Source organism: Jatrophihabitans sp., assembly GCA_036399055.1.
Lineage (GTDB): Bacteria > Actinomycetota > Actinomycetes > Mycobacteriales > Jatrophihabitantaceae > Jatrophihabitans_A.
Genome location: DASWNX010000036.1, coordinates 94,816 through 110,365 on the forward strand (window position 1 = coordinate 94,816; position 15,550 = coordinate 110,365).

The 15,550-nt window shown below is 68.1% G+C and carries 14 protein-coding genes; 4 read left to right on the forward strand and 10 right to left on the reverse strand.

The genetic code is table 11. The annotated features are described in order from the left end of the window. From VGB75_16765 to VGB75_16785, 5 genes are read right to left on the reverse strand one after another with little or no spacing between them, the layout of a single operon-like run. Window positions 1–1,356 carry an NAD(P)/FAD-dependent oxidoreductase gene (locus VGB75_16765; GenBank protein HEY0168700.1) on the reverse strand — a complete coding sequence of 452 codons (1,356 nt, stop codon included), beginning with the start codon at window positions 1,354–1,356 and terminating at the stop codon, window positions 1–3. A gap of 29 nt (window positions 1,357–1,385) precedes the next feature. Further along, a complete protein-coding gene (locus tag VGB75_16770; protein ID HEY0168701.1) occupies window positions 1,386–1,664 on the reverse strand; it encodes a hypothetical protein in 279 nt (92 codons plus the stop codon). Between the two features lie 43 nt (window positions 1,665–1,707). Beyond that, entirely contained in the window at window positions 1,708–2,331 is a 624-nt protein-coding gene (locus VGB75_16775; protein ID HEY0168702.1) for a flavin reductase family protein, read from the reverse strand. Further along, a complete protein-coding gene (locus VGB75_16780; protein ID HEY0168703.1) occupies window positions 2,328–3,893 on the reverse strand; it encodes an amino acid adenylation domain-containing protein in 1,566 nt (521 codons plus the stop codon). The genes VGB75_16775 and VGB75_16780 overlap by 4 nt, the downstream gene beginning before the upstream one ends. Then, window positions 3,890–5,017 (reverse strand): acyl-CoA dehydrogenase family protein, encoded by a 1,128-nt coding sequence (locus tag VGB75_16785; protein ID HEY0168704.1) that lies wholly within the window; start codon window positions 5,015–5,017, stop codon window positions 3,890–3,892. The genes VGB75_16780 and VGB75_16785 overlap by 4 nt, the downstream gene beginning before the upstream one ends. 737 nt (window positions 5,018–5,754) lie before the next feature. Here VGB75_16785 and VGB75_16790 point away from each other — a divergent pair. Further along, entirely contained in the window at window positions 5,755–6,279 is a 525-nt protein-coding gene (locus VGB75_16790; protein ID HEY0168705.1) for a helix-turn-helix domain-containing protein, read from the forward strand. A gap of 25 nt (window positions 6,280–6,304) precedes the next feature. Here VGB75_16790 and VGB75_16795 read toward each other — a convergent pair whose 3' ends face one another. Both VGB75_16795 and VGB75_16800 read right to left on the reverse strand, forming a co-directional pair. After that, window positions 6,305–6,565 carry a hypothetical protein gene (locus tag VGB75_16795; protein ID HEY0168706.1) on the reverse strand — a complete coding sequence of 87 codons (261 nt, stop codon included), beginning with the start codon at window positions 6,563–6,565 and terminating at the stop codon, window positions 6,305–6,307. Window positions 6,566–6,605: 40 nt separating this feature from the next. Next, a complete protein-coding gene (locus tag VGB75_16800; protein ID HEY0168707.1) occupies window positions 6,606–7,961 on the reverse strand; it encodes a cation:proton antiporter in 1,356 nt (451 codons plus the stop codon). 749 nt (window positions 7,962–8,710) lie between these two features. On the opposite strand from VGB75_16800, the gene VGB75_16805 reads away from it, so the two are divergent. After that, window positions 8,711–8,968: a hypothetical protein gene (locus tag VGB75_16805; protein HEY0168708.1), complete on the forward strand. Its 258-nt coding sequence runs from the start codon at window positions 8,711–8,713 to the stop codon at window positions 8,966–8,968. Window positions 8,969–9,006: 38 nt separating this feature from the next. Here the strand turns inward: VGB75_16805 and VGB75_16810 are convergent, their stop codons facing one another. Continuing rightward, window positions 9,007–10,233 (reverse strand): ABC transporter substrate-binding protein, encoded by a 1,227-nt coding sequence (locus VGB75_16810; GenBank protein ID HEY0168709.1) that lies wholly within the window; start codon window positions 10,231–10,233, stop codon window positions 9,007–9,009. A gap of 145 nt (window positions 10,234–10,378) precedes the next feature. Here VGB75_16810 and VGB75_16815 point away from each other — a divergent pair, with 145 nt between their 5' ends. Both VGB75_16815 and VGB75_16820 read left to right on the forward strand, forming a co-directional pair. Then, window positions 10,379–10,906 carry a hypothetical protein gene (locus VGB75_16815; GenBank protein HEY0168710.1) on the forward strand — a complete coding sequence of 176 codons (528 nt, stop codon included), beginning with the start codon at window positions 10,379–10,381 and terminating at the stop codon, window positions 10,904–10,906. 11 nt (window positions 10,907–10,917) lie between these two features. Further along, complete coding sequence (locus VGB75_16820) at window positions 10,918–12,225, forward strand: hypothetical protein (GenBank protein HEY0168711.1); 1,308 nt, start codon at window positions 10,918–10,920, stop codon at window positions 12,223–12,225. Window positions 12,226–12,229: 4 nt separating this feature from the next. Here VGB75_16820 and VGB75_16825 read toward each other — a convergent pair whose 3' ends face one another. Both VGB75_16825 and VGB75_16830 read right to left on the reverse strand, forming a co-directional pair. Beyond that, the gene (locus VGB75_16825) at window positions 12,230–13,951 is read right to left on the reverse strand and encodes an ATP-binding cassette domain-containing protein (protein ID HEY0168712.1); all 1,722 of its coding nucleotides are present in this window, start codon (window positions 13,949–13,951) and stop codon (window positions 12,230–12,232) included. Continuing rightward, window positions 13,948–14,937 carry a hypothetical protein gene (locus tag VGB75_16830; protein ID HEY0168713.1) on the reverse strand — a complete coding sequence of 330 codons (990 nt, stop codon included), beginning with the start codon at window positions 14,935–14,937 and terminating at the stop codon, window positions 13,948–13,950. Before VGB75_16830 ends, VGB75_16825 begins: the two co-directional genes overlap by 4 nt. Between the last annotated feature and the right edge of the window lie 613 nt (window positions 14,938–15,550).

The following is a 15,550-nucleotide window of genomic DNA, read 5'->3' on the forward strand; positions in this document are numbered from 1 at the left end:
CTAGAAGGATGCGGCCGCCGTAGGCGACCTGAGCTCACCGAGGTAGCGGTGCCACAGATGATCGGGGTCGTTCTCCACGGCGCTGACGACCTCGCGCATCGCTATCAGGGCAGCGGGCTCTTGGTCGTCGTAGACGTCACCCTGCAGCATCTTCAGGACATCGAGCCGGTAGCGGGGGTCTTGGACGAAGGCAGTGAACAACACATTCAAGCGGTAGTAGATCGAGATGAACTCATACCACGAGCTGACCGCCCGGCGCAGCGTCGACTCGAACCGGTGGAACCGCTCGTGACTGTAGTCCCCGGCCTTGAAGGCGTCGATGATGTCGCGGCTGGCCAGTCGGGCGCTGTTCAACGCCACGCTGACGCCGCTGGAGAAGATGGGGTCGACGAACCGGGCCGCGTCACCGATCAGGACGAACGAGTCTCCGGCCACCTGGGTCATCGAGTAGCTGTAGTCGCCCTCGGTCTTGAACGGCTTGACCCGCTCCGAGCTTTTCAGGGCGTCGAGCAGGTCCGGCCGGCTCGCGACACAGTCCCAGAAGAAACCTTCCCGGTCGTCCTTCCAGTCCTGAAAGCGGGATTTCTGGGTCACTACCCCGATGCTGGTGATCTCGTCGGTGATGGGTATCTGCCACACCCACGTGTCGGTCAGCGGCAGGAAGTGGATGAAGATGTAATCGGTCTGGCCCTCCTGGGTGGCCAACGCCTTACGGTCCAAGCCCTTGAACCAGGTGTGCACGGCGTACTGGTTGAAGATCGGGTCAGAGACCTTGTACTTCAACTGATTGCCCAGCATCGTCTGGCGGCCGGAGGCGTCGACGACCATCCGGGTGCGCACGTCGCGAGCGCCGTCGCTGTTGCGCGTGTGCAGCACAGTGCTGTTGGGCGCGTCGAAGTCGACGCCGAGCACCCTGGTCTGCTCGAAGACCTCGGCGCCCAGGCTGCGGGCGTGGTCGAGCAGGATCTTGTCGAAGATGCCGCGGTCTACGTGGAAGGTGTAATCCCGATCCACACCCTGCTGGTCCCGCTCGCTGAAGAGCACCTCGGCCGCTCGAAAGTCGTGGGTCAGGTTCTCGAAACCGTTGTGGGAGATGTTGCGGCTCTCGGCAGAGGTCCACGCCGCGCCGTACTTCTTCGGAAAGCCCGCGGCGTCGACCTTGGGCATAACCCCGGTCTCGATCAGCACCGGCGTGGTGGCCGGCACCAGCGACTCTCCGACATGCTCACGCGGGAACTGCGCGCTCTCGAACACCGCGACCGAGAGGCCCGCCTGCCGAAGGTAGGCAGCCGTCGTGGATCCGGCCGGCCCCCCGCCGATGATACCGATGTCATAGTCATATTCGAGTTCTGTCATGAGACACGCTCCGTTCGAAGGTAGGGGGCTCAACTGGCCTGGGTGGCGGGCAGCAGGTTTCGCACCATCGAGCTGATGCTCTCCAGGTCGCGGAAGTTGCTCGCCGTGATGGACATCGGCGGCACCGCGACACCGAAAGCGTCACGGATGAAAGTGAGCAGAATCGCCGTGTTCATCGAGGTGAGAATCCCCCACTGCAGCAGCGGACTGGTGGCGGTGAGGGTCTGATCCTCACTGTCGTCGAGAAAGCGCTGGCGCACGAAGTGCTCGATACGCTCGGACACGTCGTCATTCAGCGGTTCGGTCATGCTGGTCTCCTTGATTTCGATGATCACGGGGGGTGAGAGGGGGTCAGGACTCGTGCTGCAACCAGGTGCCGTATGCCCTGCGCCAGTAGAGCAACGGGTGCATCGAGTCAAGGTCGGTGCCGCACGCCTGGACCGTGCCGACCAGGATGGCGTGGCTGCCCGCGGTGATGTCGGCGGTCAACTCGCAGTCGATGAAGGCATGAGCTGAGCCGTCGAGCACCGGCAATCCCGAGTTGGGCGCCGGGCGCCAGCTGACGTCACCGAACTTCTCCGCCGCCGAGGAGGCGAACTGGTCGGACAGACCGGCCGAGGTCGAGCTCAGGACGTTGATGACGAAGGCGCCGCTGTGCCGGATGGCGGCGAGGCTGCCGTTGCGTTGATTGATGCACACCAGCACCTGCGGCGGGTCGGCGGAGACACTGCACACCGCGCTGCAGGTCAACCCGCGCGGTGCGCCTTCTGGGTCGATAGCCGTGACCACCGACACCGCGGTGGGCAGGCTGGCCATCACGTCCCGGAAGTCGGCGCCGTCGACCCGTCCGTGAACGCTGGGCACCTCGGTGCGAAACACCTGGCGCAGCTTGCTGGCCAGAGCGGCCACGGGGCCTTCGGCCTCGCCGGCGGGCTCGTCGGAGCTCTCGATCTCGATCTTGAGTTTTGCGGTCACGATCGTTCCTTTCCTGTCACCTCGGCCAATGCCGGCTCCGGGTGGCTGAGCAGTCGTTGCCTGGCGGCGGCATCACGCCGGTTCTGATGCCGTTGGAGGTGCATGTCCAGCAGTGCGCGGCGTTCGATCTTGCCGTTGTCAGAACGTGGCAATGCCTGCACTCGGTGCACCACGTCGACATTCATCGACGTCGGCAGCAATGAGGCCAGGTGAGCCTTGATGCTCACCAGGCCGGGGTTGGCGTCGGTGACCGGAACGACGAAGGCCACGAGCGTGGCTGCCAATCCTTCTCCAGCGACGACGACGGCCGACCGTTCGACGCCCGGATGAGCGTCCAGCGCCGATTCGATGTCACCGAGTTCGATCCGGTGGCCACGCACCTTGACCATGTGGTCGCGCCGCCCGACATAATCCAGTGCCCCGTCAGCGCACAGGACGGCCCGGTCGCCGGTACGGTAGTCGCGCGGCGCCGGTGGCTGCCCCCAGTACCCGAGCATGACCGTCGGCCCGCTGACCACGACCTCGCCCTCGCCGCCCGGCTGAGCTGGTTTGCCGTTGTCATCGAGCAGTTCGACCGTGTCGCCGCTACAGCTGCGACCGATCGGAACCGGCCGGTCGCGTAGGAGATCTGCCGGTCGAACCTCGTGGAAGGTGCAGACGTTGGTCTCGGTCGGGCCGTAGAGATTGAGCAGTCTCGCCGAACTCCAGGAGGCGAGCTCCCGCACGAACGTGATCGGAAACGGCTCACCCGCGAAGAGCACCGCCCGAAGCTGGGCGGGCGCCGGCTGCTGGAGCAGGCTGCCCTCGGTCATCATCAGGATGAGCGCTGAGGGAACCGAGTACCACACGCTGATCTGGCTCTCGTTCAGGAACCGGACCAGTTCAGTGGGCGCGTAGGCAAGCGCCTTCGGTATCAGGTGCACGGACGCGCCGGCTGCGAAGGCGCCGTACAGGTCGAGGACGGACAGGTCGAACCCGAACGGCGCGTGATTGGAGAACCGGTCCTCCGGTGTCGCTCCCAGTTCCTGAACTGCCCAGTCCACAAAGCTCATCGCGTTGCGGTGGCTGACGCAGACCCCCTTGGGCGTTCCTGTCGAGCCTGAGGTGTAAAGGATGTAGGCAAGATCGTGAGGATCGGAGAGCGCGTCGACCGGCTCGCACGGCCGCGCGTCGCTGTCTGACACCAGCGGCACCACAGTGGCGCCCACCATGCGGGCGGCCTCAGCCAGCTCGGAGGCGGGTTCGGCGTCACACAGCACCACACGCGGCGCGCAGTCTGCCACGATGGTCGCGGCCCGCAGCACGGGAGTGCTCGAGTCCACCGGCACGTAGGCCGCGCCGGTCCGCAGCACGGCCTGCATCGCCACGACGGTGTCCGGTGACTTGTCGGAGTACAGCACCACCCGGTCGCCCGGCCGCAGACCGGCCGCGATCAACCGGGTGGCCAGCCCGTTGGCCCGGCCATCCAGCTGGCCGTAGCTCAGCTGGCTGCCGCCCGATGCGACGGCCAGGCTGTCGGGTCGGCGCTGGGCGGAGTCGATGACGTACTTGTGCAGCCTCACAGTCCCACCCCTTGGGCGATCAATTCGCGTTGGATCTCGGAGGTGCCGGAGAACAGCGTCGCCGGGATGCTGTCACGCAGCTGCTGCTCGACCCCGCTGTCGCGCAGGTATCCCTGCCCACCGAACAACTGGACCGCGTCGATGCTGTTGGCCACCGCCGCCTCAGAGACGGCCAGCTTGGACTGCGCCACCGCGTATTCGGCCGGACGCCCGGAGTCGATCAGTGAGCAGGCGCGGTACAGCAGCAGGCGAGCGCTGTCCAACCGCTGCACCATGCCCACCACCCGGTGCGAGACGGCCTGAAAGTCTGACAGCCGCTGGCCGAACTGCCGGCGGCCGCTGGTGTGGCTCACCGTCGCATCGAGCTGACGGCGCATCATCCCGAGATAGATGGCGAACAGGCAGCCACGCTCCCACAGCATCGAGTGCTGAAAGATCGCCGCGCCTTGCCCCGGCTCACCCAGCATGTGATGACCGGTGACTTCGACGGCGTCGAAGGACACCGTTCCGGCCAGGCAACTGGTGAGCCCCATCTTGACGAACGGCTCGCCGAGTGTGACGCCGTCCAGAGCAGTCGGAACCGCGAACGCGCTGACCCCGAGGAATCCGGCCGTGGGATCGCTGACGGCGTAGGTGACCACCACATCAGACACAGGCGCATTGCTGGCAAAGCTCTTCTCACCGGTCAACCGGTAGCCGGCATCGCTGCGCTCGGCCCGAGTGGCAAGAGCGCTGGAGTCCGAGCCCGCGCCATCCTCGGTCATCGCGTTGGCGGCGACCGCCTCGCCGCTGCACAACGCAGGAAGCAACTCCGCGCGTAGCCGCTCATCGCCGAAGGTCGCGATCGGCAGTGCGCAGGCGAGCAGGTGCGCGCAGACCGCGAACGCGAAGCCGGTGTCGGGGCAGGCCGCGCCGAAAGCCTCCAGCGCCAGCGCGGTGTCCAGCGCTCCGAGCCCACCGCCGCCGTACTCCTGCGGTAGGCACAATCCCAGCAGGCCCAGCTCGCCGGCGATCCGCCAGTTGGTCCGGTCGCCGGCATCAGTCACGTCACCAAAGCGTGCGCCTATCCGCTCCTGCAACGCGGCCATCTCGCCACGCTGCGTGGAAGTCAGGTCGAAAGCCATACGAAACCTTCTCCTTAGGGAGAACCGGTGGGTTGCTCAACGAGTCAGGTGCGCGCGTGCCGGTCATCACTTGATGACTTCACCACTTGATGAACTTAGGCCATCTGCAATAATTCGTCAAGGTATGAAATAAGTGAAGCTCGCGTGAATGAGATCCCGGGTGTTGACAGCGGGCCCGCGCAGAAGGGCAACCGGCCTCACACCGAAGGCGGGTAATCGCGGGGAGGCTATAGAAGCCCGCGCCGCGGGCGTGACGCTAACCGGCAATGGCGGCCGCGTCTTGCCACAGTCCCGGCCCCAGGAGGCTCATAATCAGCAATAAGGTGGGAGAAGGCTCACGCGCCCACCGCAGATGTCATGAAGGGCGGTGTTGAAGTCAACCTTCGCTGAATTCCCTCCTTAGACCCGCACCTTCATCACTGCCTCTGGCGAAGGGTCAGGAGTTGCCCCACCCCGTTTCGGCGCCAAATCAGCCGGCGGTCCGGCGCGGCCCAGGATCCGCTTCTTTCAGCACTTCAATTCGGCAAGTGATGAGTAAATTTATTTGCACACACTGAATTCATTCTCGCAAGGGATGTCACGTGATCGTTGCCTCCGGCAAGGCATGCGTCTGATCAGGACTTCACAAGGTATTGTGAGGGTCAACTCAACGCTTAGTGAATTAAGGAGTCGATGTGACGGCCTCTCGCCACTCCAGCCGTTCGGCCCCCGCGAGCACGCGCGACCAGATTGTCGAGGTGGCTCGCCAGGAACTGGCTGCTCGAGGTCTGGCCAGTATGACCATTCGCCAAGTCGCTCGTTCGGTAGGCGTGGATCCGGGCACCATCCGGCACTACTTCCCTTCCAAGGACGATCTCGTGCACGCCGCGGCCGGCGCCGATATCGAGTTGAGCGAGGTCTATGACCAGATAGCCGCCGAGCTCTCCGACCAGAGCGGCGAAGGGGTCGGTGATGCGCTGATAGCCGCCGCCCTTCGTTACCTCTGCGAAGAGGAGTCGGCCCTGGCCGCGGTCGCGGTGTGCCTGACCGGCGGCGACTACGAGTCGACGGTGTTCGGATTGTTCGACCGCGACGTCGTCACCCCGTTGGCCCGAGACCTCGCCTCGGGCGACAGCCAGGAGCGCTCGGCGTTGGTGATGTCGGCGTTTCTGGGTTTTCAGCTGCTTGCCACCCTGCTTCCGGCCCTCCAGCACACCTTGCGTGACGAGGATGTCCAAGCGATCTTGGCCGAATCCATCGAAAGACACCTCAGGGCCGGTTGAATGTGACAACGGAGGCGGGCCGAAGTCAGCTCGACTCGTCGCGCAGTATCAAGGTCAGCTGCCAGGCGATGTCGCGACCGGCGTCTTCCCAGGAGAACTCGTCGTGCAAGGCCACCACCGGTGGCGAATAGCCATGCTCCAACTCCCAGCTGTGTAGGTACTCAGCCGCTGCGCACAAGGCGATGCGCAACTCGGTGCCGTAGAACTGGATCGCCTCACAGGCTGCCGAAGCCTGCGGTTGCGCCAGGGCAACTGAGTTGTCTTCCAGACGAAGAACTTCCGACATCGGGCCTCCCGGTGAGTGCTGTCAGGTTCGCGGCTTCGAGTCAGCCGACTGGCGTCAGGGTGTGAGCTGTTCGGCGCCGCATGGCCGGACGGCCAGACGCCGACGTTGCGGTTGCCCAGGTTGAGATTGGTTTCAGACAAGCGCTCAGACAGTGGGCAGGTAGTGTTAACCCGCCCTCGCTGACACGCCACTTAGTCAGCCCTACGGGTGGCGCCGTATTGCTGAGGTGAGCATTTTCCATCAAGGGACCGGTAGCGAGCGTCGTGCCAATTGCCATCACAGCCAACACCGTAAACATCCGAGGGGAAAGCACGCCAGCCGTTCGTCCTACGTCAAGAAGCATAAGTCCGGTCAAGCCCCGCGCACTCATGAGCAGGCTCAAGCCCCAGCCGCCCGGAGACGACACCCCACATACGCGAGTTGTTGCATACATGCTCAGTATTTTCGCTGCACTTGCTGAGATTATGACGATAACAGTGATGAGCACGTCGTGGACGCCGAAATCCTTAAAGCTCATCCACAATCCTGTCAGGACAAAGAAAACTGGCAGCAAGATCTTACTTGCGTCGGCAAATTTTTCCACCCTCTGGGACGCTCGCAAAGCCACCATCTCCCAAGCGCAGGCGAATCCGAAGGCGAATGTCCCAAGAAACGGATGCAGATGCATAGCAGCAGTCGCGCACGAACTCAAGAAAATTCCAACAAGTATGAGACACAAGACCATTGACGAATTGGCTGAGGCGGTCCGGCCTCGCTCCAGCGTCGCGGTGACGAGGGGGCGGGTGACAAGTCGCAGAATCAGCAGCAGCCCGAGGAACTCAACCACCATGAGCGCGGCCGAGGCCTCACCTGCCTGCGCGGCCATCGCCACCACCAGGGCCAGCACGGTCCACGACACGAGGTCGCCGGCGGCAGCGGCGGTCAAGGTGCGCCCGCGAATGGGTCCTCCCCTCCGGGCAGTGTCATCGAGGACACGTCCAAGCGCTGGAAACGCCGCTGCCAGAAAGACCACTCCGCCGAATAGCTCCTGCGCCAGCTGAGTCGAGGCCGGACCTGAGGCGGACGCCGGAACGGGCTGGATCCACCAGGTGAGCGACATGCCCGAGGCGAACGGGACCAGCACCGACGCGGCAGCGAGCGAGGCGGTGCTGGCGCGCCGCTCCCGAGGACCCGGCGGGCCGGTGAAAACCTCAGCCCGCACCGGTGTCGGCTTGCGGTCGTGGAGCAGCCGGCGACCCAGCATGCAGGCAGCGGTCACCAGAGCAGGCGCGTGGAGCACGCGTGCCTGCGACCAGTCCGCGCTCTGAAACTGGGGATGCATACAATTCGCCTCATCAGGTAATGAAATCAGCAGGTGATGAACATAGGCATAAGGCGGACCTTTAAGCAACCCCACCGAGCGATCTGAGACGTGAATCGGGCGGGAGCTCAGCTCCAGCGCTCGGCAAGCTCAGCGGTGGCAGAATTATCGTCGTGTCCGAGAACACACGCGCGCGCAGACACCCGCTGGTCCCGTATCGAACTCGGCAACCACCCGGCCACGGTCAATGCATTCGTCAAGAAGAGCTGGCATGTCTTCCCGGCCCCGCGCCATGCCGACCATTCGCAGAGGCCTGCCACGCGGACCATGTGACTGCCGTGATGGGTGATGTGACCGATGAGGGTCATCCCCGACGACGCGGGGCCAGTCGTCACCGGCCATCTCGGCGACAGAGGCTTGGGCACGCTCATCGACAATGCCGGAATCGGCGTTCCAGCCTGGAATTCGTGCCGCCAGCGAAATTACTCCTTCAGTCGAAGATCACCTTCACGGGGCAGGTCGCCGCGACGCGAGATTACCTTGCGGTGGTGAGGCACGCGACCCGGAGCGCAGCGCGTTCGTCAGCTGATCGCGGACCGGACGGCCATGCCGTTCACAGGCCCGCTGAGCATGCGGGGGTGTGACCGGTGGCTGCCACTGGCATCGCGCAGGTGAGGCTTCGGCTCAACGGCGTGGCAATCACCTTGCTCGCTTTCGGCAGCGCCGGGCTCACGGTGGGATGCACCGGTCACCCGGAGAGTCCGAGCCGCTCCGTCGGCGCCTCGTGCTCAGCGGCGTCCGGACCTGGTTTCCGTTGGCCAGCAGGCATTCCCACGAGCTTGCCGATGCCTGACGGCGCGCGGCTGAGCGCGACCCAGCAACTGGCCAACGGCTTCACCCTGGTCACTTTCACCTCACCGGGAACCGTGCGCGGCAACCTGCTCTTGATCACGGACGCGCTTTCCGAAGCGGGCTACACGGTGGGCCGCGGGAGCGTGGGCGCCAGCGAGAGCCGGCTGCCGTTCACCAGGAGCGGCAGCCCCGGAGTGCTGCGGCTGACGACGGTCGACGCCTGCACCACTCGCTGGCAGGTTCAGGCCTGAGCGTCACCGGGCCACGGCGGTCACTGAGTGGCGGCAGGTCACTGAGCGACGGCGGGCAGTTGGGTCGAGAGCACGTCGTCGGTCACCGCTGCGAACCGCATGTCGGTGAAACGGCCGAAGTACATGTCGCTGGAGCTGACACCTTCCCGATCCTCCGGACCGAAACCGCGCTGATCGCCGTTGGCGCCCGTCACCGAAGCGCCCTCGACCGCGGCCAGCAGGGGCGCGCCGGTGACGCCCGCCGTGATCGACAGCGCGGCCGACAGCAGCAGCACCGCGTCGTAGGAGTACATGGCCCAGTCCGGCGGCTGCAGCACCGGCCGGCCACCGGCCGACATGCCGACCCGGTCGACGCCGAAGTGCTGTTCGTAAGCGGTCCGAAACCGCTCGAATGGCGCCGGGCCCATCTCGCTGGTTATCCGGAAGGACACGAAGGTGGCGCCGTCGAGCCACCGCGGGTGGTCGGCGAGTTGCTGGCGCACCAGCGGATCCTCCCCCGTCGGGCTCATGAAGATCGGCGCCTGCCAGCCGGCGGACCGAGCCGCCCTGATGACCTGCGCGATGTCGGGGGCGCCTGCCCACAGCAGCAGCGCCCTGGCGCCGGCCCGGCGGGCTGAGAGCACCTGCGCGCTCACGTCGTCGGCGGCCACCGGCAGGACGATCCGCTTCACCACCGACAGGCCGTTCTGTGCCAGGTCGACGCCGAGTTGCCGCGCGCCCTCGCGGCCGTAGGAGGAGTCGTCACTGATCACGGCTATCGACCGGGTCTGGCGCGCGGCCAAGTAGTCGGCCAGTCGCCGGCTCATGTGCTTGTTCGCCGGCGCCAGCCGAAAGATGGTCGGGTGCGCCACAGGGTCGACGAACGAAGCACCGCCGTCAAAGACCACGAAGACCGGCAGCGACGCCGGGGCGGTCACCTGCGACACCGCCAGCGCCCCGGTGCCGTCGGTGATCAGCGCCGCGGCCTTCCTGCTGACGGCCGTCCTGGCGTTGGCCACAGCGGTGCTCGGAGAGGCCTTGTTGTCCAGGATCTCCAGCCGCAGCCGTCCTTTTGCCACCCCCGGAACGACAGCCTGCTGCGCAAGGGCCAGTTGAGCGCCCCGCACCACCGACCGCCCGATCCACGGTTGAGCGGCCAACGGCGCCGACACCACGATCAACGGCCCGTCGCCGGTGGGTGAGCCGGACCAGCCTGCCTGACATCCAGCTCCCGCCAGCACCGCGCAAACCAGCAGGACCACGCCCAGCACCCGCATGGCAGCCATGGCCCTCCCACCCCGGCGACGCCGGCCTCCGCCGGTGCGCTGACGATTCTGCCTGGCACGCGGTTCTCCCACCGTGCTCTGGCGCCGGGTACGTTGGCAACCAGCCGAGCAAACCACGCCGGCTGTCGCATGGCGGAGACACCCGATGAAGCTGAGCGTGGTCACTGTGACGACGATCCTGTGCCTGGGGCTTGCCGGCTGCGGCGGTGACGCCGACCCGGCGTCCGAGGCGGCCTCGGGAATCAGCAGCGTCGCCTCGTCAGCGGCGCAGAGCGCCACCGGCAGCGCCGGCTCCCAAGTCCCGGCCGAGGCCTCTGAGGCCGCGGCGGCGGCGGAGTCCGAGTGCGGTCAGAAGACGACGCCACGGCCGGAACTCCTGCGCCAGCTACCCGCCGGCTTTCCGACCGTCACCGGCTGGCAGCCCACCGAGGTCACCGAGCAGGGTCAGACCCGCGCGGTCAGCGGCGTGTTGCGCGGCGAGGTCGCTGACCTGGTGACCGTCCGCGACAACGCCGCCGATGAGATTGTGACTGAGGGCTATAACCAAACCGGCTCCGATGAGGAGGTCGGCTACGAGGCCGAGGCCGAGTTCGAAGGGCCCCAGGAGGTAAGCGTCAAGGTCAGGCCGTTATGTCGTGATCATCTGGTCCTCACCTACACAGTCCGGCAGTAGCCGCGGCCTTGATGTCCGGCAGCAGCCGCGGTGTCGATGACCGTCGAAGCCGCGGCCTCGATGACCGTCGAAGCCGCCGCATCAGGGGCCGACGCCGCGCAGGCGTGGTCCTCGCGGCGGTCACCGTGTTGCTGGCGTTGGCCGGTCCCGGCCACGCCGACATCATCGAGCTGCCGCCGCCGCAGGCCGACCAGCTCGGCGGCGCCGAGCTGTTCCAGGCGCTGGGCGCGTCGCGGGACCAGCTGCCGGGCTACCTGGCGCCCGGCCCGATCAGCAACGACGAGGTCGTGGGAGTCGAGGTGTCCGCCGACGGCCGGGTCACTCGGGTCAGCGACGAGCAGCGGCTGCGGATCAGCGGAACCGGCGACTACTTCGTGCGCATAGCCGGCCCGGCACGTGCCGCGGTAGCCCTGGGTGGCGACGCTCCGGTGCTGAGCTTCGGCGATGTCATCTGGCAGGGCTTCTCCACCGGCAGTCGGCAGCTGGCGGCCCGGATCGAACTTGACCCCGAGATCGAGTCCCGTCACCTGCCGCTGCGGATGCGCCTGAGCTTCACCGCTGGCGGTCGACCGAGCGCAGTGGGCCCGGACGCGCTGGTGCCGGGTTCGGGTGTCCTGACGCTCACCCTGGACAACACCAGCCGCCAGCAGGTCAGCCTGCCGACCGGCGCCGACGCCTCGGCCCGGCAGCTGGCCCCGGCACTGGACCGGCTGCTCGCCCAGGCCCGCGGCGCGAGCGGCAGGCTGCCGACCACCCGCGCCGGCATCCCGTCGCAACTGCGGGTCACCGCTGGCGCCACCAGGCAGGCTGTGCAGCTGATGCCCCTGCGGCTTCGGGGCACGCTGCGGGTGACCGCCACCGGCCGGCAAGCCTCGGCCGCGACGGTGAGCGTCGTCCGGATCGACTCGCTGCTGCGGGGCAGCGCGCGATTCGATCTGGCGGTGCGCCAGCCGGGCAAGGTGGCCCTGGAGTTGACCGCGGCGCCGGCGCTGGACCCCCACAGCCTCACCCCGCCACGCGGGGCGGCCTCGTGGTCGGCATGGGCCGGTTCCGATCCGCCGATCGCCGAGCGCCGGGCGGCGCTCGATGCCCTGGTGCAGGCCGCGGCGACGGGCTCGCGGGCCTCGGCCTACAGCCCCTATCTCGGATCGCAGTTGGAGCCCCGAGGGCGCACCACGTTTCGTTACACGCTGGCCACCGCGCGCCCGCTCGCCGTTGAGCCGGCTCGGCTGACCCCCCGCCCGGCGCCCATCGCGGTGGCCATCCTCGGCGTGCTGGCGTTGTTCTTCTCCGGCGCGGTGCTGTGGCGCAGGTCCTGAATGCTCAGGACGGGCCGAGCAAGGCAGCCCGCGCCGAGGGATCGGCACGCACCGAGGTCGCGTCGCCGCTGGCCAGGACCCGCCCGGCGTCGAGAACGGTGATCTGGTCGGCCACCGCCGCGACCAGGCGCAGGTCGTGCTCGACGATCAGGACGGCCGCTCCGCCGTCGGCCAGGTCTCGCAGCACCCGCTTCAGCACGCCGCGCTCTGCGGCTGTCATCCCTGCGGCCGGCTCGTCGAACAGCAGCACCGACGCCCCAGTGGCCACCGCGCGAGCCACTTGCAGCAACTGCCGCTCGCCCGTGGTGAGCCGCGCCGGATCGAGGTCGGCAAGGTGGCTCAGCCCCAATGCCTGCAGGGCGCCCGCGGCCGCGGCGCGAAGCTGGGTCGTCTGCAGCCGCGACCGGGGGGTGCGCAGCAGCTGGCGCAGCACCGCCTGCGGCCAGACGCCGCCGCCGCGAGCTCCCAGGGCGACCTGCTGCACGGGACTGAGCCCGGCGAGCACAGTGGCCTGCTGGGGTGTGCGCACCACACCGGCGCGCACCCGCGCAGACGCCGAGCGAGCGCGGTGCGGCGCGCCGCCCAGCCGGACCGAGCCAGCGTCGAGGTCACCGGCCAACACCTCGAGCAAGGTGGACTTGCCACTGCCGTTGGGGCCGACCAGCGCGTGCACCTGCCCGCCGCGCAAGGTTAGGCTGACATCGTCCAGCGCGCTCACGCCCTCGTAGGACACGCTCGCGTGGGCGATCTCCAGGCCCACCCCCTGCCTGACCGGCTGGGCCGCCGCCGCCGGCGCCGGCGGCCACGGTCGCAACGCCGGGCCAGCCGCAGGCCGGGGCGCAAGCGCCCACACCGCGACCACGGCAAGCAGCAGCAGCGCCGTCAGCACGGCCCGCCATGGCGCGCCGGCCTCCGCGCCCGGGCCGGGCAGGGCCAGCGGCCAGCCCGGCGACACCGAGAGCACCGCCACCCCCAGCACCGGGCCGCACCACTGCGCCGCTGCGCCCAGCGGTGCGCCACCCAACAGCACGCCGCCCAGCAGCACCGCGGCCAGCAGCTCCAGCGACAGCAGCGGACTGACGTCCGCGGGCGAGATCACTCCGAGCAGCACGGTTGATCCGACACCGGCGACCCCGCCGAGAGCGGCGGTGGCGGTGAGCACCGCGCGGCGCCGGGCCGCGACCGCGATCCCCAGCGACGCGGCCAGTTCTGGCGACTCGCGCAGCCCGGCCAGATCCAGGCCGGCCGGGCCCCGGCTCAGCCGGTACAGGGCTGCCAGGACCAGCAGGCAGGTCCCGGCAGCCAGCCCCAGGTGGACCCGGTCGGTGAGCGTCAGCTGGATCCCTAGAGTCCGCGAGACCAGCTCGGCCGGCGCCGCGCGGGTGATTCCCTCATTCCCACCGAAGAGATCGGGAAAGGCGATCAGGGTTCGCTGCGCCAGCCATGCCAGGGTCCAGGTCGCCAGCGCGAAGTAACCGGCGTCCAGGCCAGCTGTGGCCCGGGCGGTGAGATAACCGGCGGCGGCGGCCAGCGACACCGCCAGCCCGGCCGCGACGCCCAGCGGCAGCCCGGCGCCGCCAGGGCCCAGCAGCATCACCCCGTAGCCGCCCACTGCCACGAACGCGCTCTGCCCGAGCATCGGCGCTCCGGCGTAGCGCACCGACAGGGCCAGGCCCAGTGCCGCGACCAGCAGCCACAGCGACTGGGCCAGCCCGACGGCGCTCACCCGCCGGCTGCCGAGGGCGCTCGGGCGGCCGAGGACGTTCTGGCTGATGACAGCGCGTGGGCTCGCCCGGACGGCGGCCGCACCATCAGCACGGCCAGCAGCAGGACCAGGGGCGCCAGGTCGTAGAAGGCCGTGCCGAAGGCGTAGCCGGCCAGCGCCTGAACGGTTCCCACCGCCAGCCCGCCGGCCAAGGCGCCACGCGAGGACCCGACCCCCCCGAGCACTGCCGCGGCTGCGGCGTGCAACCCCAGCAAGGCCCCGTCCTCGACCGACAGCGCGCGGCCCGGCGCGGCCAGCACACCGGCCAGTCCGGCCAGCAGGCCGGCCACCAGAAAGGCTCCGAACACCACCCGCCGGGCAGACACGCCGCACAGCGCGGCGCCGACCTGGTCATCGGCGACTGCCCGCAACGACATGCCGAACCGCGACCGGACCAGCGTCGCGTCAACCAGCAGGCCCACCGCCAGGCCGAGGGCCAGCACGCAGACGGCGCGGACTGTGACCGTGCTGCCGCCCGGCAACCGCAGCAGTCCGCCGGGCGTCAGCGCGTCGATGCGAAACGGGTCGGGCAGCGCATAGGCCTGTTGCGGAAGGAGGAAGCCGAGCACCGCGCGCAGCAGCAGGCCGGCGGCCAGGCCGCCGGCGATCCAACTCAACGGGCTGAGCCGGCGGCGGCCGCCGTCCGGGCCTGCCAGGTTTCCCAGCACCGCCAGCCCGGCGACCAGGCCCGAGAGCAGCACGCCGGCGACCAGGCTCAGCAGCACCAGCGTGATCGACGGCAAGACGGTCAGCCGCGCGGCGGTGGGGGTGTGCCCGACGACGGCGAGGACGGCGATGAAGATCGCGCCGACCGCGATGTCACCGTGCGCGAACGGCAGGACACGAGCCGTGCCGGCGACCAGTGAGAACCCGAGCGCCACCAGGCCCAGCACGGCGCCCTGCGCCAGGCCGGCCAGCACAACCTGCAGCAGGACGCCGGAGATCATGGCGTCAAAGTACAGCCCAGCGCTGAGCGACCGCGGCTCGTGCCACACGTCTTCGCCTGGATGAGGCGTCGTGGCGGCGCCCGTCGCACTCGCTGTCGAGGTCTGCCGGCCGTTTCCCGGCAGCCTCGCCGACCGCCACCGCCGAGGCCATCGTGCTGGTCGCCCTCGATGTCGGCCCGCGCCCAGCCCGTTCACCGGCCCTGCTGGCGCGGACACCGTCGACGTCCTGCCAGTGAGCGGCACACCACTGTTTACCTTGTTACGATGTATTTGGTGAACAGCTGCTCACCGATCGTGGCGGCTGGCGGAAATTTTCCACTCGCAGGTGAGTTTGGCCATCCCTGACTCGACATCGCCGCTGGTCAAGCAGCGAGGCCCCCGCCTGCCCGTGACGAGCGCAGCAGCTCGTCGCGAGAGAAGCGCAAGTCATTGTCACGGCGACTTCTGCTGCGCGCTTTCTTTTAGCGCGGTCCAGGAGTGCGCTCATCACACGTGGGGGTGGAAGCGATTCCGCCTCAGCGCCTCGACCCTGAGGTAGCCGTGCTGAGCTTGTATAACGATTATCCGGATAGCCCGCAGGGCAATTGACAGGGTCTTTTCGGTCTGTCATCTT